A 17,657-nucleotide genomic window follows, 5' to 3' on the forward strand; every position below is an offset into this window, starting at 1 on the left:
GAAGCCACGGCAAAAAGGGCCGGCGATCCAAGGCTTTGGCCAGAACCGCGTCCGTGCGCCGGGATCGCCGCGTCCGGCCGCCCGCCGCCCTTGCCGGCGTTGCCCCTCATACCGCCTCCCGCCTTAGACGCGTGCAGCCCCAAGGCGCCCTTCGCGCACCCATGCCCCGCCCTCCCCCGCCGCGCTTCCTCCAAAACGGCAGGATCCCGCCTTGCTCGCGGCCGCCTGCCGCTGCCACACCTGAACAGGCGCGCAGGGGCGTGAGTTGTGGGGTCAGGGCGATGAAGGCGGTGATACTGGCCGGCGGGTTCGGGACGCGGCTGAGCGAAGAGACGCTCACCCGGCCCAAGCCCATGGTCGAGATCGGTGGCCATCCGATCCTCTGGCACATCATGAAGATCTATTCCCACCACGGGATCAACGACTTCGTGATCTGCCTTGGTTACAAGGGCTACATGATCAAGGAATACTTCATCAATTACGCCCAGCACATGTCGGACCTGACGGTCAACCTTCGCAGCGGCACGGTGGACGTTCACCGCAATGATGCCGAGCCCTGGTCGATCTCCCTGGTGGACACCGGGGAGAGCACCATGACCGGCGGCCGGCTGCGCCGCGTCCTGCCCTATGTGAAGGACGATACCTTCTGCCTCACCTATGGGGACGGCGTCGCTGACGTGGACATCACGCGGTCCATCGCCTTCCACAAGGCCCATGGGGGCCTTGCCACGGTCACCGCCACCTATCCGCCCAAGCGCTTCGGCTATCTGGAGATCGTCGAGGGCGACGTGCGCACCTTCCGGGAAAAGCCGGACGGCGAAGGCGGCTTCATCAATGGCGGCTTCTTCGTGCTGAACCGGGACGTGGAGCGCTATCTGGGCAATGACGACGCCACGCCCTGGGAGCGCGAGCCGCTGGAAGGGCTGGCACGGGACGGTCAGCTCCACGCTTATGAACATACCGGCTTCTGGCAACCCATGGACACCCTGCGCGACAAGGTCCAGTTGGAGGATTTGTGGGCCAGCGGCAGGGCGCCCTGGAAGGTGTGGGGGTGATGGTTCCCGGCTTCTGGCGTGGCCGCCGCGTTCTGGTCACCGGCCATACGGGCTTCAAGGGGGCATGGCTCGCCGCCTGGCTGGCCCGCATGGGCGCGGAGGTGACCGGTTATGCGCACGCCCCGGCGGGCGAACCGAACCTGTTCGCCCTGTGCCGGCTGGAGACGCGCATCCGCAGCGTCATCGGCGACATCAATGACCGTCCCCGCCTCGCACAGGCCATGGCGGATGCCCGGCCGGACATCGTGCTTCACCTCGCGGCCCAATCCCTGGTGCGCCCGTCCTACGAGGACCCCATCGGCACCTTCGCCACCAATGTGACGGGTGTCGTCACGCTGCTCGACGTGGTGCGCCGGACGCCGGGCATTGCGAGCGTGGTCGTCGTCACCAGCGACAAGTGCTACGATAACCGGGAATGGGTGTGGGGCTATCGGGAGGCGGACCGGCTTGGCGGCCGTGATCCCTACAGCGCCAGCAAGGGCTGCGCGGAGATCGCCGCCCAGTCCATGCAGCGCAGCTTCTTCAAGCCCTTCACGCCGCAGGGCCATTCCGCCCGCATCGCCACCGTACGGGCCGGCAATGTGATCGGCGGCGGTGACTGGTCGGCCGACCGCCTGGTGCCGGACATCGTGCGCGGGTGCCTCGGCCCGGAGGGCGTGGTGCGGCTGCGCAATCCACAATCGGTGCGGCCCTGGCAGCATGTGCTTGAGCCGCTCGGCGCCTATCTGATCCTCGCCGAGCGCCTCGCCACCGCGCCGGACGGAGTGGACGAGGCGTGGAATATCGGCCCCGATCCGGGTGACGACCGTCCCGTGCGCGAGGTGGCGCAGGCCATGGCGCAAGCCCTTGGAGCAGGACGCATCGACATCGAGACACAGCCTCACGCGCCGCACGAGGCGCGCCTGTTGCGGCTCGACTGCGCCAAGGCCAAGTCCCAGCTGGGGTGGCATCCGCGCCTGCGCTTTGCCGACGCCATCCGCCTCACCGCCGACTGGTATGCCGCCTGGCACCGGGGCGCGGACATGGAGGCGATGACGCACGCGCAGATCGATGCCTATGCCGCCGCCCTGGAGGCACCGGCCTTCGGGTGAGGCGCGGCCGTCCGGCATCTGGTCGGTGAAGCGCCCCCCATCACTTTGAAAGACACGGATTCACCGAGCAGACGGGATCGCATGGCGATCCCGTCTGCTCGGATGCGGCTCTAAATGTCCTCGGATGTGCGCGCGACCGCCTTTTTCTTCGCGGGCGCCTTCTTGCCGGCCGCCGTCTTCGCGGGCGGACCGCCTTGCGTCGCGGCCTTACCCTTGGGCACCAGCGTTTCGAGGGGCAGGGAGATGTCGCTCTCGCCGGCCATCGCGCCCGCCCCTTCCGGGTCCGGCGCAGCAAGGTTTGGTAGCGCCTTCCCCTTCTTCGCAGCGGCCTTCTTGGCCTGCGATTTCTTCTCTGGCGCCGTCTTGAGCGGGTCCTTCTCGACCGGCGCTTTCTTGACCGGCTCTTTTTTGCCGACTCCATTGTCGGCTTCGGCTTTGTTGACCTCTGTCGTCTTTCCTGCCTGCCCGGCCGGCGCGGCCTCCGCCGTCGCCTTGGCCTTGGCCTTAGGCTCGGCTTTGGCCTTGGCCTTGGACGGGCTTTTCGGCTTCACCTTTCCGGTCGTCTTCGGCTCATCCTTGATCACTTTGGCCGCAACGGCCTTCGCCTCCACAGGCAGCAGTTTCGCCGGGGCGACGGGCGCGCTGTCGTCCGAAAGCGCCTCGCTCTCCTGTTTCGAATCGGTCGCGACCGGATTCGCGGCCGCCTTTTTGGATGCGGCCGTCTTCGTCGCAGCCTGTTTGGGCGTGGCCTCTGCGGCCTTGGCCTGTGCAAGGGCTTCCTGCTTGGCGCGCTTTTCGGCGTGGCGCTCCGCCATCAGGGTTCCGAATTCCAGGATCAGGCTCGCCAGTTCCGGCTCCTGCACCACGGAGGCGGCGGTCTCGATGGAGAACCAGAAGCCGACGCGCTGCGAGCGCTCGGGCCACTTCTTCAGATAGCGCTTCACCTTCATGGGGAAGACCATCACGTCGCACAGCACGGAGCGGGTGGCGGACAGGCGTTTGTCGTAGCGATAGATGCCGAGGGGCGTGCTGGCGATGGAGCCGAGAAGACCGGCTTCCTCATAGGCTTCGCGCGCCGCCGCCTTGTGCGGGGGGATGCCCTTCATGGGCCAGCCCTTGGGGATCACCCAGCGACGTGTCTCGCGCGACGTCACAAGGCGCAACTGCACCTCGCCATCCTGCCGAACGCGATAGGGCAAAGCCGCATATTGGACGCGGTATGTGCCGTTGGTGTCCGCCATGCCGCGAATCCCGAACCCACCTCTTCTAGGCGCGCAATATCACCTAAGGGCGCGGCACGATCATGTCGTGGCGGAAAAATATGCAGTCCCAGCGATTGAAAAATGCAAAGGCGACGCCATCCGGGGCGAGGACCAAGTCCCCTCCCCGGCCGGCGTGGCTCAGAGCGCAGTCAGGTCGCTCTGAATGCCCTTGGAGAGCGGCGCGCCGTCATCGAAGGGGGCGAGGGTGTCGATCACCATCTGCCGGTAGCGCGGCAGGCCCTTATATTCCTGGATGGCGGGGTGAAGGTCGCGCAGCACCCGGTGCAGGCGCTTGCGCCATTTGGGCACGCGGGAGAGCTCCGCCACGCTGGCCAGATAGCAGCGGATGCCGAACAGGATGGCGTTGGAACGCGGCAGGCGGAACAGGGTCTGCAATTCCACCCGCAGATGCACCTTTTCGGCGACGTTCTCCGGCGTGATGGTGGTGCGGTCCGGCCCCCAGACGGGGTAGTTTTCCGGCGAGGTGTCGAGGCGCGGATTGATGGTCATGGTCCAGTTGAGCCGCCGCACCGGCTGGCCATATTGCAGGCGCAGCAGGTATTTCAACGCGCGGTCGAACACCCCCTTCTCATGGGCGAGCGGCACCGGACCGTGCCATTCGTGGAAGCTCATGCCGATGTCGAATTCCAGCGACCAGTCGGCCTGCGTGGTGACCATGCCGCCATCCACATAGAGATTGTCCTCGCGCTGGTCCTGCAGCGTGAAGTCCCCTTGGGCCTGGCGGGTGATGTATTCGAACGGCGGGCACGGCAGGGTGTCGGCCTTGCCGAAGGTGAAGGTCTGCTGGATCGAGAGCGGCTTGTTCACCCAGGTCCAGAGGTCGCCATCCTTGGAGAGGGAGAAGAGGTCGGGATAATCCGCCGCCAGGCTCTCCATGATCAGTTCCAGCGTGTCCCACTGGGCCAGTTCCATATGGGGCAGCACCTGGCAGCGCTTGGGGTCCTCGGCGAGCACGAGCGCCCGCTCCCGGCACTCGGCCACATAATGCTCGTCCACATCGAACGCCGCCTGGAAGGCGGCGGTGGGGCCGCCGCGCACATGGGGCTCGATGTTCACCGAATACATGTATTCGTCTTCGGGGAAGGGAAAGGGAAAGCGCAGGATGCCGGCATCGGAGTTCCGATAGGTGAAATCCTTGCGGAAGGTCTCGTCCGGCTTGAATTGCAGGGTCATGGCCACATCCTCGGCAATGGCTGTCCGCCGCCCGGGCGCGGGCGGCGAAAAAGGGATCACAGATCGAGCACGAGCCGGGCGCCACGGGCGCGCGAGACGCACAGCATGATGGCGCCCTGGGACGCCTTCTCCTCGGCGGAGAGAAAGTCGTCGCGATGCTCCACCTCGCCTTCCAGCACGCTGACCTTGCACTCGCCGCAGGCCCCGCCCCGGCACAGGCACGGCGCATCGATGCCGGCGGCTTCCACCGCCTCCAGGAGCGACTGGGTCTCGCCCACCTCCACCTCGATGCCGGAGCGCGCCAGCATCGCCTTGAAGGGCAGGCCGCCGGAGTTTTCGCCGAAGCTCTCCTTGTGGATCTTGCCGGCGGGCCAGCCCAGCGCCGACGCCGTGGTGGCCACCGCCTCCATCAGCGTACGGGGGCCGCACGTATAGACATGGGTGCCGAGCGGCTGGCGGGCGAGGATGCCGGCGAGGTCAAAGCGCGCCCGCCCGGTGCCGTGCACCAGGATCTCGCCCGCCTCGCCATAGGGCGCGAGCAAGGCCTCGAACACGCCGGCCTCCTCCGGGGCGCACAATTGGTGCATCTCGAACTTCAGGCCCCGCGCCTTCAGGAGGTGGAGATGGGACAGAAGCGGCGTGATGCCGATGCCGCCGCCGATCAAGAGGTGCTTCCTCGCCTTGGCCTGGAGCGGGAACAGGTTCACCGGATAGCCGATGTCGATCACGTCCCCTTCCCGCGCCTGCTGGTGCAGGAAGGCCGAGCCGCCGCGCGACTGGGCGACGCGGCGCACGATGATCTCGTAGCGGTCCCGCGCCGCAGCGGGCGAGACCAGGGAATAGGCGTTCTTCATCACCCGCCCGCCGTCGCGCAAGGTGAGCAGGATATGGGCGCCCGGCGCCGGGGTGGGCAATTCGCCGCCATGGGCCGGCTCCAGCGCGAAGCGCTTCAGGCTCGCGCCCAAGGGCTCGATCTCGCGGATGCGGACGGACAGAGTGGGGGCGGCGGTCATGCGTAGAGCTCCTCGGCGGCCGGCACGTCGCCGGGGGCTTCGGCATCCACCTGGACGCCCATGAAGGCGGACAGGCGGCGGGAAAAGTGGTCGCGGACGAACAGACTGGCACCGCAGCCCGAGCAGGTGACGATGGAGGTGGTCACCTTCTCCGTCACCGCCCGGCAATGGACGCAGAAGATCCGCCGCGCCTTGGTGCCGGAATGGGTGAAGCGCATTTCCTGGGGGCTGAGGCCGGCCTTCTCGCCCACCCCATAGACGTCCCACAGGAAGTCCTCGGGTCCCACCGCATAAAGGCGCAGCCCCATGGTCTCGCGGGCGAGCCGCTCTTCCAAAGCGGAGAAAAGATGGGCCGGGGAGCGGAAGGCCCGCACCGTGCCCGCCGCTTCCTCCGTGATGGCGGAGGGCGGAAGGGCGGACTTGCGGACCACCGTCCAGACCTCGAAGGCGGAGGGCGCAAAGCCCTCCGCCACCGCGTCCGAGGGGACGTCCTCGCTCGGCACCACCAGGAGGTGGTGCCGGCCCGCCGGATCGATCTCCAACGGCTGGTAGCGGGGACGGCTCTTGATGCCTTGGTCGGTCATCGATCCTCCGTTCAGTAGACGGCCACGAGGCGCGCGATGATCACCACCGCGGCGCCCGCGGCGAGAGCGAGGTAGGGCAGCAGTCCCGCCCGCGTGGATGCTCCGGCCTCCTGGCGCAGGTGCATGTCCTCCATCATGGCCGCCGGGAAACGGCCCTTGTCAGTGACATAATGGCGGAAGCAGAAGACCGGGATGATGAGCGCCGAGCAGATGATGCCGGTCACCAGCGTGCCCGCGCCCCAGATGTCCGCGCCCATGCCCAGCAGAACCAGATTGACAAAGGACAGCGCCGTGCCGCCCGCCAGCAGCCAGGTGGGGGCCTTGAAGGGGCGATCCCAGGCCGGACGGTCGATGCGGTGGATCCAGGCGGCGTTCAGGTTCAGGAAGTTGAAGAGGATGTAGCAGACGTTCGAGATGGCGAGCACGAACACATAGTCGGACATCATGAGCAGGATCAGGTTGAAGCAGAGATCCGTCCACATGGCCTTGGTGGGCGCGCCATTCTCGTTCACATGGCTCAGATACTTGGGCAGCCAGCCATCGACCGAGGCCTGATAGAGCGTGCGCGAGGACCCCGCCATCGAGGTGACGATGGCCAGCATGAGCGCCAGGATCAGCATCACCACGATGATGTTGTGCACCACCGGCCCACCCTTGATCATGTCCGCCATGGCGCTTGCAACACCCATGCCGGAATAGATGTCGGCGTTCAGGATGCCGGAATAGACGGCCGGCGTCACAACCGCGCCCGAGGCGTCCGTCACCGCCGGGGTCACCAGCTGGCCAAGGCCCAGCACGCCCTGGAAGGTGAAGGGCACGATGGTGAAGACGAAGATGCACAGAAGGCCGGAATAGAGGATGGCCTTGAAGGTGTCGCGGCTGGGATCGCGGAACTCGCGGGTGTAGCAGACGGCGGTCTCGAACCCGTAGGTGGACCAGGCGGCGATGAAGAGGCCGCCGGCCATGAGCGTGATGCCCGCCATATCCCAGGAACCGGCAATCACCTTGCCCGCCTCATCCTTGGCGAGCGGGGCGAAGGGGCCGAGATTTGAGGCGAGCACATCGCCGGTGATCAGCGGCACGAGGCCGATCAGGATCAGCGGCAGCAGGGCCACGACACCCAGGATCACCTGCACCTTGGCGGTCTGGCCGATGCCGCGATGCTGGATGGCGAAGGCCACCAGAAGCAACACCGCGCCCAGGATGAAGGTGGCGTTGATGCGCAGCGCCAGGCCCGCCTTCAGCCAGGTGAGGTCCACCAGGGTCAGCGTCCAGGTGTTCACCACCGAGTCCGCCGGGAACAGGATGGACAGCACATAGCCCGCCGCCAACCCCGAGCCGATGGACAGGACCGGCGACCAGGCCAGCCAGTTGCACCAGACCGAGAAGGGCGCCAGCAGCTTGGAATAGCGCACCCAGGCAATGGCCCCATAGACCGAGGCGCCGCCCGACTTGTGCGGGAACAGGCCGGCAATCTCGGCATAGGAGAAGGCCTGGATGAAGCCGAAGATGATGGACAGGATCCAGACGAACCAAGCGGGCGCCCCCACCGTGGCGCCGATGGCGCCAATGGAGAACAGCACCAAGGCCGGGACGCCGCTGGCGATCCAGAAGGCCCCGGTCCAACTGATCTTGCGCTGCAATCCGCCCTCGACCGGGACGGACGCAATGTCCGTAGTGGTGGTGATTGTCATGGATTGTTCCCCTCTTTATGGGAAGGGACTTTCCTACCGAGAAAATTTGTTGTCAACGAAGATATAAATGTTCCGATAGGTCATGTCGGCATGAATTTTTAGGCAAGACTGCCTCTTTTTCAGCCTTCAAGCAACACTGCGGCCGAACCTTCTGTATTCAGCAAAATTTTTATTGAACACAACAAAACAAAGTCGACCACGCACCGCTCCATGCGATGCGTGGCAGTTCCATTGCTTTCCCTAACGCCAACGCACGCGATCCAAAACCTTCAGGCGCGCACCCTCGTCTTCTGCGGGTCGAAATGGGGGAAAGGCACGAGGGTGGCGCCAATGCGCTTCTGGTGACCGTCCAGCTTGCCGATCTCCACTTCGGTGCCGCCGAGCGACACATCCACCCGGGCAAGCGCGATGTTCTGCTTGAGGATGGGGGACTTGGTGGCGGAGGTGACGACGCCCACCTGGGCGCGGCCTACATAAAGCGGGTCGCCATGGCCCACATCCTCATTGGACGAGACGACGAGGCCCACCATCTTGCGCGCCGGATTGGCCTTGCGGCGGGCGAGCGCCTCGCGGCCGACGAAATCCTCGTCCTTATTGGCCACCGCAAAGCCGATGCCGGCCTCGAAGGGGTCGGTCTGGTCGCAGAAATCATAGCCCGCGAAGACAAGCCCCGCCTCGATGCGCAGCATATCGAGTGCGGTGAGACCGAGCGGGGTCAGCCCCTTGGGCGCGCCGGCCGCCCACACCGCGTCCCACAGGGCGACGCCATCTTTCGGGTGGCACCAGATCTCAAAGCCCAGCTCCCCCGTATAGCCGGTGCGCGAGACCACCAGCGCCGGCCCCTGCGGCCCGCCGAGGCGGCCCACGGCGAAGCGGAACCATTTCAGCTCGGAAATGGAGGGCTGCACCGCCGAGGTCCAGATCACGTCGGCGAGGATCTCCCGGCTGAGCGGCCCCTGCACGGCGATGTTGTGGAGCTGGTCGGTGGAGGATTTCACCCACACCTTCAGGCCCCATTCCGCCGCCTTGGTGCGCAACCACACGCCGGTGAATTCCTCCCCGCACACCACCCGGAAATTGGCCGGGCCGAGGCGGAAAACGGTGGCATCGTCGATCATGCCGCCATGGTCGTAGCAGAGCGCCGTATAGACCACCTGCCCCACCGCCAGCTTTCGGATGTCGCGGGTCACCGTGCGCTGAAGCAGCACCTCGGCGTCCGGGCCGGTCACCTCGAACTTGCGCAGAGGCGAGAGGTCCATGACCGCCGCCTTCTCCCGGCAGGCCCAGTATTCGGCGATGGGTCCCGCCCCGGTGAAGCAGGTGGGCAGCCAGAAGCCGCGATATTCCACGAAGTTGCGGGTAAGCGCGGCAAGGCGCGGATGGAAGGCGCTCTCGCGGGTGAGGCGCGGTTCGGCGTCGGGTGTCATGCGGAACGCAATTCCCTTGGAGATGGTCTCAGCCCCGTCATAGACCCGCACATGAATGTCGGTGGGGTCCCAGCCATTGGCCGGATCGATGTCATCGGCGCAGGAGGAGGTGGCGCAGACGAGGTCGGTGAGGGCACGCAGCAGCACATAGTCGCCGGGGCGCGACCAGGGCTCGTCCATGGTCAGCGCGTTCGAGCCCTCGATGCAGGTGTTGTAGAAGAAGTTGATGGCCGGCCAGCCGCGCCGCTCGCGAATGCCATAGGGCTTGAGCACCGCGTTGAAATTGTCCGAGCAATTGGCATGGCCGGGATAGCCCATGTCCTCGTAATATTTGGCCGAGCAGGCCAGCGCGAAGGTATCGTGGCGGCCCACCGTGTCGCGCACCACTTCAACCAATGCCACCTGCCGCTCGTCGAAATATTTCGAGTGCAGCCCCGGCCCCGGATAGGCCGCGCCCATCAGAGTGCGGGTGGTGGTGGCGTCGAGGCCATATTCGACCCCCTCCTCCAAAGCGGCGGCATCGAAGGCGAGGAAATCCGAGCATTGCCGGCCTTCCACGTCGATGATCTGGATATAGTCGCCCGCCTTCACCCGGAAGGCGCGGGCCTGCGCGGCAGGAATGCGCAGGTCCAGCGTCACGGCGCCGAGCGGCGGCGGCAGATCCGGCGCGCCGGCGGCGCGGGTGACTTCCACCTCCAGGTCCGTAGGCGGGGCCTGCTCGTCCGGCGCCATGAGGGGGCCGGCGGCGGCCACGAAGACCAGGAGGTCGGTGGCCGCGGTGAAGCGGGCGGACTGGCCGGCACGATCGCCCTCGGCAAACAGCACGCGGGCGGTGGCGGTCTTCGACAGGCCCGCCGCGTCCGTCCGCCGCGCGGCGGCCCGGCCCTGTTCGCCGGAGCTGGCGAGCACATCGCCGAGGACGAGGCCCTCGGGTAGGCCGGCAAGGCCGAGGCTTTCTGGCGCGGGCGCTCCGGTGCCGTCGAAGACGAAAAGATGCGCCGGCTGGAGCCCTTCGGGATCGGTGACGGAAAGGGTGTCGCCGAGGCGCAGCTGGAAGGCCACGCAATCCCCCCCATGCACCCGCATGCGCTCCGGCAGGCGGGCGCGGACGGGGCCGGCGGGGACGAAATCGGTGGGCGCGTCCATGGGCAATCCTCAGGCCGACCGGGCGAGGCTGCGATAGCCGCCGCGATAATAAAGGAGGGGATCGCCCTCCCCTTCCACATGCAGGTGAACCACGCGGCCGACGAAGATCACATGGTCACCGCCGTCATATTCCGCGTAAGGCAGGCACTCGAAGCAGGCGAGCATGGGATCGAGCACCGGCGCCCCGCTCACGCCCCGCCGCAGCATGAGGTCGGCGAACTTGTCGGCGCCGGCGCGGGCGAAGCGGTTGGAAATGGCCTCCTGGCCTTCCATCAGCACATTGATGGCATAGGCCGGCGCGCGCTGGAGGCGGGAGAGCGAATAGAGCGACCGCGCCATGGAGAACAGCACCAAAGGCGGATCGAGGGAAACGGAGGAAAAGGAATTGACGGTGACGCCCACCGGGCCGTCCTCGTCATGGGCCAGCACCACCGCGATACCGGTGGCGAAGCGGCCCATCGCATTGCGCAATTCGCGCGGATCGAAGCGGGCGTCGAGATCGAGCGTGGTCATGGGCGCACCCTGTGGCGGCATCCTGTGGCGCTTCTACCTGTGAGGCGCCGGCGCGGACGATGATCGCCCGCGCCGGCCGCGCCCCATTGGGGGCGAGACGAGGACGGGCCGTCAGGCCACCTTTGCGGGGGCGACGTCGGCGAGCAGCTTCTCGGCAAAGGCGCGCTTTTCCGCCTCGCTCATCTTCTTGATCTCGTTGTTGAGCACCCGCTCGTTGATGGACTTGTTCCAGTAGTCGAGCGCGCCGAAGCCCAGGAGCGAGGCCTTGCCGACGAACTGGCGCAGCACCTCGTTGGTGGGGCCCATCACCCAGCCGGCCTTGCCGTCGCGCAGATAGCGTTCGATCTGGAGCGCGGGGCGATAGCCGGTGCCGCCGCAGGCATGGAGCATCTTGTCGGTGACATGGGCGACGTTCTTGGAGGCCTCGAACTTCACCTGCCACAGCCAGTGCAACAAGGTGGAGCGCGGCAGGGCGTCCAGGTCCTTGTGGATGGACCAGTCGCAATTGTTGGTCACCGAATCCAGCGCCTGCGCCATCTGGAAGACGAAGGCCCGGCAGGCATTCGTGTCCATGATCGCCTCGCCCACATAGTCCTGGATGGTGGGATAGTCGGCGACCCGCATGCCCACGTCATTGTGGGTCTTGCGGGTGGTGTGGCGCTTGGCGATGTCGATGACCGCGAGCGAAATGCCGTTCCAGCAGGCCGACGAGCAGGTGAGGAAGAAGGGGTCCACCACCTCGTCATTGGACTTGGCGCCATCGCCGATGGGGCCGACCAGGGCCTCCTTGGGCAGGATGGCGTTCTCCACCGCGATGGGGCCGGACTGGTTGCCGCGCAGGCCGAGGCCGTCCCACTCGGAGGGGTTGGCCTTCACCTCGTCCTTGGTGACGAGGAAGCAGGACAGGTCCGAATAGTCGCCAGCAAAGCCGGGGCTGGTGGTCTGGATGATGTACCAGTCGGCAAAGCCGCCCGAGGTGGTCCAGGAGGCCTTCTTCGTGACCTTCCAGCCCTCGCCATGGGCTTCGGCCTTGGAAGAGATGGGGTACCAGAAATGGGAGCCGGTTTCCGGGTCGGAATAGGACAGGGTGCCGATGAGCACGTCCTTGTCCAGGCGCTTGAGGATGTCGATCAGGATGGGGTTTTCATGGTGTCGCAGCAGCGCCGCCGCGACCGCGCCCAGATGCATGGTGTAGCACATGGCGGTGGAAGGACAGCCATAGCGGGCGATGGTCTCCACCACCATGGCGGCGCAGACATGGTTCTCGCCCAGGCCGCCCAATTCCTTCGGGACGGTCAAGGAGAGCAGGCCGAGCGAAGCAAGCGCCTCGAAATTCTTGCGGGGATAGATGTATTGCGCGTCGCTTTCCACCGCGTTTGCGCGCAAAGTGGCCTCGCACAGGGCGATCAACTTGCCCTGGAGGTCTTTCTGGGCGGGGGTGAGCAGCCATTGGGGGTCCCACTCGAAACCGAGACCCCAGAACTCTTCGCTTCCCCATTTCTTGACATCGGACATGCGTGTGCTCCGCCCGTTCGGGCCTGAAATTCCAGGACTGTCGAAAACCGGCCGGCGACTGTTCCCCTCAGTGAACTTTTTTGACGCCGCAGAAACAGCATGCCATTGCTCGAACGGAGCGCAAGCCCAAAATGAGGCACCCGGTTGCATATTTTTCGCCCACACTCCGGGATTCAACGGATTTCCAAGGCCTTGGCGGATGCTTTTTGAGGCACGCTCCGGTGATAATTTCTTGTCAGGAAAAGTAATTGACAAGGACGATCCAGAATCCTCAGGATGGCGCGGATTTTCGCACACCGAGGGGACAAAAATGACGGGTGCCACCCAATTGCGGCAGTCGATCCTCAATGAGCGCCACAAGGCCCTGGGCTCCAAGCTGGAGGAGTCCTGGAACGACATGGCCATCCCCCAGCACTATGCCACCGATCCCTATGAGGAGACGGCGGCGGTGCGCTATCGGGCCGGCCTCATCGATGTCACCGCCCTCAAGATCCTGAACGTCACGGGGCCGGACGCGACCAGGCTGCTGAACAAGCTCGTCACCTCCGACGTCAGCAAGATCGCGCCCGGCCGCTCCATGATCTCGTCCATGGTGGACGATAATGGCGGCCTGATCGACGACGTGCTGATCTATTGCGACGGCGAGAACGCCTATCGCCTCTCCCATGGCGGCGGCGCCACCGAGGAAGCGCTGCCGGCACTGGCGGAGGGGCTCGAGGTGAGCTTCCCGCGGGACGAGGACATCCACATCCTCTCGCTCCAGGGACCCAAGGCGCTGGACATCCTCCAGCCCGACACGCCGCTGGACCTGAAGACCATCCCCTATTTCGGCCATGCCCGCACCACGCTCTATGGCATCGAGTTATCCATCGCGCGCGGCGGCTATTCGGCCGAGCGGGGCTATGAGGTGTTCTGCGCCGCCAAGGATGCGGTGTTCATCTGGGACAAGATCCTGGAACGCGGCGCCCCCTTCGGCGTCATGCCCGTTTCCTGGGATTGCCTCGACATCGTGCGCGTGGAAGGCGCCCTGCTCTTCTTCCCCTTTGACATGCCCCACCCCGACACGACCCCCTGGGAAGTGCTGATGGACTGGACGGTGGACCTCTCCAAGCCCGACTTCCGGGGCAAGGAGGCCCTCATCCGCCGCAAGGGCACCGAGCGCACCCACCAAGCGGGGCTTGAGGTGGAGCACCACAAGGCCATCACGCCGGGCGCCAAGATCTTCAAGGACGGCAAGGAAGTGGGCACGGTGAATTCCACCGTCTTCTCCCAGCATCTCATGAAGTCGCTAGCCATGGTCTCGCTCATCCCCTCCCTCACCGCGCTCGGAACCAAGCTCGAGGTGGTGGATGGCGGCGAGACCTTCGCGGCTTATGTGGTCCGCACGCCCTTCTACGATCCCATGCGCCTGCGCACCCACCCGCTGGAAGAACGCGCCTGACGCGTCAGGCCGCATAACGAGCGACCCGGCGCCGTGTCAGGACAGCGCCGGGTCATTCCATTTCTTAAGGATCTTGCGATCAAGGCGCCGGTTTCCGCCGCCCGCCCGCCCCCACCACTCGCGCCAAGGCGCGGCCACGCTTATGGTGCGCGCTGGTTTGGCCTGCGTATGGACGTCGCGCGTGTTCGGCTGGTTGTTCTCCCTGCGCCCCTGCGGCGCCCCATTCCTCGGTGCCCCGTTGACCGCGCGCCCTGGTGCCGCGATGGGCCTTGCCCTCGCCTTGGCGGTCCTGGTTGCCCTGCCGGGCTGCGCCTCCCGCCCGGGGCCCGACGTGCTCACCCCCACGCTTGCGGCGACACCGGGGGCCAAGCCCTACACGATCATGGTCGCCACCACCCGCGCCCGTGATCCGCGCCCGGGCACGCTGTTCAATGGCGAGCGCTCCGCCAAGCTGGACTTCGCCACCGTCACCCTCACCGTGCCGCCCGCCCACAAGCCCGGCGACATCGAATGGGCCAAGGAACAGCCGGGCAATCCCGCCACCGACATGGTGGTGCACGAGGCGGTCTATCTGGACACCGACCAGCAATTCCTGGCCGACCTGAACGCGCAGCTCGCCAAGCTGCCCGCGGGCCGCAAGCAGGCCGTGGTGTTCGTGCACGGCTACAATACCCAATTCTCCGAGGCTCTGTTCCGTCTCGCCCAGATGGTCCACGATTCCGGCCAGCCGGGGGCGCCCGTTCTCTTCACCTGGGCCTCGCGCGGGCGCACGCAGGACTATGTCTATGACAATAACAGCGCCACCGCCGCCCGCGACAGCCTGGAGCGCACGCTGAACCTGGTGGCCCAGAGCCAGGCGGATTCCATCACGATCATCGCCCACTCCATGGGCAACTGGCTGACGGTGGAAACGCTGCGGCAGATGAGGATCGCCGGCAAGATGATCCCCGCCAAGCGCGTGGGCAACATCATCCTGGCCGCGCCCGACATCGACGTGGATGTGTTCAAGACCCAGCTCAAGCGGTTCGGCAAGCCCGAGAAGCCTTTCATCGTCGTGGTCTCTCACGACGACAAGGCGTTGAGCTTTTCGGATTTCCTCGCCGGCAACAAGGAGCGGCTCGGCTCCTATACGGATGATGGTGATCTTGTCGGGCTGGGCGCCATCGTGGTGGACATGACCAATGTGAAGGCGCTCGATTCCATGAATCATGGAAAGTTCGCGCAATTGGCGGAGATGGCGCCCCAGTTGCGGGGCATCATCGATAAGCAGAGGAGCGCGCCCGCAGGATCAACGCCCTCCGTGATCGAATTGGACGGCGTCCATATCAGCGGCATCGACGATGCCAAGATGCGCCAGTTGGAGGGGAATTAACCCCTCCAGCAGGCTCCCCTCCCGAGCCTCACGCCTTCAGGGCCTGTTCCTTGCGCCAGGCATCGATGGCGATGGCCAGCGAGGTGATGCCCCAGAAGGCCAGATACTCGATGCCGCCCTTGGCCCAGTACCAGTTCACGCCCTTGGTCTGAAGGATGGCATAGGCCGCCACCACCATGCAGCCGAAGGACAGGAGCCCGATCCAGCGGGTGAAGAGGCCGAAGGTGAGGCCGAGGAAGGCCAAGGCCTCGCACAGCACGGCCATACCCAGGAAGAGCGGCGCGGGCGTGAGCCCCGCCTTCGCGAAGAAGGCAAGTGTCGGCTCGACGGACGTCAGCTTCTGATAGACGTGCGGCGCGTAAAACAGCCCCGCCATTATCCGGACAACGTTCATTCCGTCAGTCAAGGCAAACCGGTTGGGCAGAGTAACCGGTCCGATAAGGGAACGAATTGAAAATGGGGCGCCGACCGCTCCGTGTGATGAGGTCAACGACATAATGAATACTCCTGAAGTGCGATGAGGAGACCATGCACCCCGCGCCGCACCACGCCATTGATGCGGCGCAATTATGGCGGGCTCACGAAAATATTACCTCCCGCCCCACTCTACGGGCGCCCACAGCACGTCCTCGATCCGCCGCGCCCCGGAAGCCAGCAGGGCGAGCCGGTCGAAGCCCAGCGCGCAGCCGCTGGCGGGGGGCATGGCGGAGAGGGCGGCCAGAAAGCCCTCATCGATGGGGTAGCGTTCCCCGTACAGGCGCGCCTTCTCGTCCATCTCCACCGCGAATCGCCGCCGCTGCTCCTTCGCGTCGGTGAGCTCGCCAAACGCATTGGCCAGTTCCACCCCGCAGGCATAGAGCTCGAACCGCTCGGCGACGCGCGGATCGGAGGGCTTGGGGCGCGCCAGCGCCGCCTCCGAGGAGGGGTATTCGCACAGGATGGTCGGCCGCCTTTGCCCCAGATGCGGCTCCACCTTCTCCACCAGCACACGGGAGAAGACGTCGGCGAAGGTGTCATCCTCCGCCACCCGGATTCCCGCCGCTACAGCCGCCGCGTGCAAGGGGCCGGCGTCGGGCTCCTGCCCGGCAGGGGCAAGACAGGGCAGCAGGTCGATGCCCGCAAAACGTGCAAAGGCTTCCGCCAGCGTCACCTTTTCCGGCGCAGCGAAGGGATCGCACGCCATGCCGCGATAGGAAAAGGTGGTGACGCCCCCCGCCTGCGACGCCAGGGCCAGCAGACGGGCGCAATCGGCCATCAGCGCCTCATAGGGCTCTTCCGCCCGGTACCATTCCAGCATGGTGAATTCGGGATGATGGGTGCGCCCCCGTTCCCGGTCCCGAAACACGCGGGCCAGCTCGAAAATGCGCGGCTCGCCCGCCGCCAGCAGCTTCTTGGCGGCAAATTCCGGCGAGGTGCGCAGGTAATAAGGATGGCTTTCCCCGTCCGGGGCGGTCCACACGGTCGCGAAGGCGTGCAGGTGCGCCTCGTTGCCGGGCGAGACCTGGAGGACCGGCGTCTCCACCTCCAGGAAGCCGTCGGCGGCGAAATAATCCCGCACCGCCTTGAGGATACGCCCGCGCGCCAGCAGGAAGCCGCGGCGGTCCTGATGCACCGACCTGTCCCACCAGGGGCTCGCCTGCCCGCTCACAGCCCGCCCCTTGCGCACCAGAGGGCGCCCAGCGGAAAGGAAGACTGGCGAAACCCGTCAGGATCGTTATGTTGCGCGCCCACAAGGCGCATGAGGGCGCCGCCAAAGTTTTGAGGAAGACAAGCCGTGGTCAAGGTCATCGCCAGCTCTCTGCGCAAGGGCAATGTCGTCGATATCGAGGACAAGCTCTACGTGGTTATCAGCGCCGAGAACATCCATCCCGGCAAGGGAACGCCCGTTACGCAGATGGATCTGCGCCGCATCTCCGACAGCGTGAAGATCTCGGTGCGCTATCGCACCACCGAGCAGGTGGAGCGTGCCTTCGTGGAGGACCGGCCCCACACCTTCCTCTACCAGGACAGCGACGGCTTCACCTTCATGAACCCGGAGACCTACGACCAGGTCGCCGTGCCCGAGGACGTGATCGGCGACCAGAAGGTCTATCTCCAGGAAGGCATGGAATGCATGCTCTCCCTGCACAATGGCGTGCCCATCGCCATCGAACTGCCCCAGCGCGTCACCCTTGAGATCGTGGACACCGAGCCCACCGTGAAGGGCCAGACCGCCTCCTCCTCCTATAAGCCGGCCATGCTGTCCAACGGCGTGCGCACCATGGTGCCCCCGCACGTGTCCGCCGGCACCCGCGTGGTCATCATGACCGCCGACGCTTCCTATGTGGAACGCGCCAAGGACTGATCGTCT

General features: G+C 65.9%; 15 protein-coding genes. 5 read left to right on the forward strand and 10 right to left on the reverse strand.

The window, feature by feature from the left end; genetic code table 11:
* Positions 1-281 precede the first annotated feature (281 nt).
* Positions 282-1,055: a glucose-1-phosphate cytidylyltransferase gene (rfbF, locus tag J5J86_RS09120; RefSeq protein WP_209104567.1), complete on the forward strand. Its 774-nt coding sequence runs from the start codon at positions 282-284 to the stop codon at positions 1,053-1,055.
* Positions 1,016-2,146 (forward strand): CDP-glucose 4,6-dehydratase, encoded by a 1,131-nt coding sequence (gene rfbG / locus J5J86_RS09125; RefSeq protein WP_247658283.1) that lies wholly within the window; start codon positions 1,016-1,018, stop codon positions 2,144-2,146. Before rfbF ends, rfbG begins: the two co-directional genes overlap by 40 nt.
* Before the next feature lie 110 nt (positions 2,147-2,256).
* On the opposite strand, the gene J5J86_RS09130 is transcribed toward rfbG, so the two are convergent.
* From J5J86_RS09130 to J5J86_RS09165, 8 genes are all read right to left on the reverse strand, one after another.
* Positions 2,257-3,315 (reverse strand): NUDIX hydrolase, encoded by a 1,059-nt coding sequence (locus J5J86_RS09130; protein WP_209104568.1) that lies wholly within the window; start codon positions 3,313-3,315, stop codon positions 2,257-2,259.
* 231 nt (positions 3,316-3,546) lie between these two features.
* Positions 3,547-4,602 (reverse strand): heme-dependent oxidative N-demethylase family protein, encoded by a 1,056-nt coding sequence (locus J5J86_RS09135; protein WP_209104569.1) that lies wholly within the window; start codon positions 4,600-4,602, stop codon positions 3,547-3,549.
* 56 nt (positions 4,603-4,658) lie between these two features.
* Complete coding sequence (locus J5J86_RS09140) at positions 4,659-5,615, reverse strand: PDR/VanB family oxidoreductase (RefSeq protein WP_209104570.1); 957 nt, start codon at positions 5,613-5,615, stop codon at positions 4,659-4,661.
* Positions 5,612-6,199, reverse strand: coding sequence for a dimethylamine monooxygenase subunit DmmA family protein (locus J5J86_RS09145; protein WP_209104571.1), 588 nt, complete (start codon positions 6,197-6,199; stop codon positions 5,612-5,614). The genes J5J86_RS09140 and J5J86_RS09145 overlap by 4 nt, the downstream gene beginning before the upstream one ends.
* Positions 6,200-6,210: 11 nt before the next feature.
* Positions 6,211-7,893, reverse strand: a complete 1,683-nt coding sequence (locus J5J86_RS09150) for an APC family permease (protein WP_209104572.1) — start codon at positions 7,891-7,893, stop codon at positions 6,211-6,213.
* A 269-nt stretch (positions 7,894-8,162) separates the two neighbouring features.
* Positions 8,163-10,406, reverse strand: coding sequence for a DUF1989 domain-containing protein (locus tag J5J86_RS09155; RefSeq protein WP_247658452.1), 2,244 nt, complete (start codon positions 10,404-10,406; stop codon positions 8,163-8,165).
* Positions 10,407-10,475: 69 nt separating this feature from the next.
* Complete coding sequence (locus tag J5J86_RS09160) at positions 10,476-10,979, reverse strand: flavin reductase family protein (protein ID WP_209104574.1); 504 nt, start codon at positions 10,977-10,979, stop codon at positions 10,476-10,478.
* 111 nt (positions 10,980-11,090) lie between these two features.
* Positions 11,091-12,494, reverse strand: a complete 1,404-nt coding sequence (locus tag J5J86_RS09165; RefSeq protein WP_247658285.1) for an acyl-CoA dehydrogenase family protein — start codon at positions 12,492-12,494, stop codon at positions 11,091-11,093.
* A gap of 310 nt (positions 12,495-12,804) precedes the next feature.
* Here J5J86_RS09165 and J5J86_RS09170 point away from each other — a divergent pair, with 310 nt between their 5' ends.
* Together J5J86_RS09170 and J5J86_RS09175 are read left to right on the forward strand one after the other, a co-directional pair.
* Positions 12,805-13,935, forward strand: a complete 1,131-nt coding sequence (locus J5J86_RS09170) for an aminomethyltransferase family protein (RefSeq protein ID WP_209104576.1) — start codon at positions 12,805-12,807, stop codon at positions 13,933-13,935.
* Between the two features lie 238 nt (positions 13,936-14,173).
* Complete coding sequence (locus tag J5J86_RS09175; RefSeq protein WP_247658286.1) at positions 14,174-15,307, forward strand: alpha/beta hydrolase; 1,134 nt, start codon at positions 14,174-14,176, stop codon at positions 15,305-15,307.
* A gap of 28 nt (positions 15,308-15,335) precedes the next feature.
* Here J5J86_RS09175 and J5J86_RS09180 read toward each other — a convergent pair whose 3' ends face one another.
* Together J5J86_RS09180 and epmA are read right to left on the reverse strand one after the other, a co-directional pair.
* Positions 15,336-15,701 (reverse strand): DoxX family protein, encoded by a 366-nt coding sequence (locus J5J86_RS09180; RefSeq protein ID WP_209104577.1) that lies wholly within the window; start codon positions 15,699-15,701, stop codon positions 15,336-15,338.
* A gap of 195 nt (positions 15,702-15,896) precedes the next feature.
* Complete coding sequence (epmA, locus tag J5J86_RS09185) at positions 15,897-16,955, reverse strand: EF-P lysine aminoacylase EpmA (protein ID WP_209104578.1); 1,059 nt, start codon at positions 16,953-16,955, stop codon at positions 15,897-15,899.
* A gap of 126 nt (positions 16,956-17,081) precedes the next feature.
* Here epmA and efp point away from each other — a divergent pair, with 126 nt between their 5' ends.
* Positions 17,082-17,651, forward strand: a complete 570-nt coding sequence (gene efp / locus J5J86_RS09190) for an elongation factor P (RefSeq protein ID WP_209104579.1) — start codon at positions 17,082-17,084, stop codon at positions 17,649-17,651.
* The last annotated feature ends 6 nt before the right edge of the window (positions 17,652-17,657 follow it).

The sequence above is a fragment of the Aquabacter sp. L1I39 genome (assembly GCF_017742835.1).
Taxonomy (GTDB): domain Bacteria; phylum Pseudomonadota; class Alphaproteobacteria; order Rhizobiales; family Xanthobacteraceae; genus L1I39.

Bases quoted from the DNA above. Each gene is read 5' to 3' on its own strand.
- J5J86_RS09170 (WP_209104576.1), top strand. From the start codon at position 12,805: ATGACGGGTGCCACCCAATTGCGGCAGTCGATCCTCAATGAGCGCCAC.
- J5J86_RS09145 (WP_209104571.1), bottom strand. From the start codon at position 6,199: ATGACCGACCAAGGCATCAAGAGCCGTCCCCGCTACCAGCCGTTGGAG.
- J5J86_RS09140 (WP_209104570.1), bottom strand. From the start codon at position 5,615: ATGACCGCCGCCCCCACTCTGTCCGTCCGCATCCGCGAGATCGAGCCC.
- J5J86_RS09135 (WP_209104569.1), bottom strand. From the start codon at position 4,602: ATGACCCTGCAATTCAAGCCGGACGAGACCTTCCGCAAGGATTTCACC.
- J5J86_RS09180 (WP_209104577.1), bottom strand. From the start codon at position 15,701: ATGAACGTTGTCCGGATAATGGCGGGGCTGTTTTACGCGCCGCACGTC.
- J5J86_RS09155 (WP_247658452.1), bottom strand. From the start codon at position 10,406: ATGCGGGTGCATGGGGGGGATTGCGTGGCCTTCCAGCTGCGCCTCGGC.
- J5J86_RS09165 (WP_247658285.1), bottom strand. From the start codon at position 12,494: ATGTCCGATGTCAAGAAATGGGGAAGCGAAGAGTTCTGGGGTCTCGGT.
- rfbF (WP_209104567.1), top strand. From the start codon at position 282: ATGAAGGCGGTGATACTGGCCGGCGGGTTCGGGACGCGGCTGAGCGAA.
- J5J86_RS09150 (WP_209104572.1), bottom strand. From the start codon at position 7,893: ATGACAATCACCACCACTACGGACATTGCGTCCGTCCCGGTCGAGGGC.
- J5J86_RS09160 (WP_209104574.1), bottom strand. From the start codon at position 10,979: ATGACCACGCTCGATCTCGACGCCCGCTTCGATCCGCGCGAATTGCGC.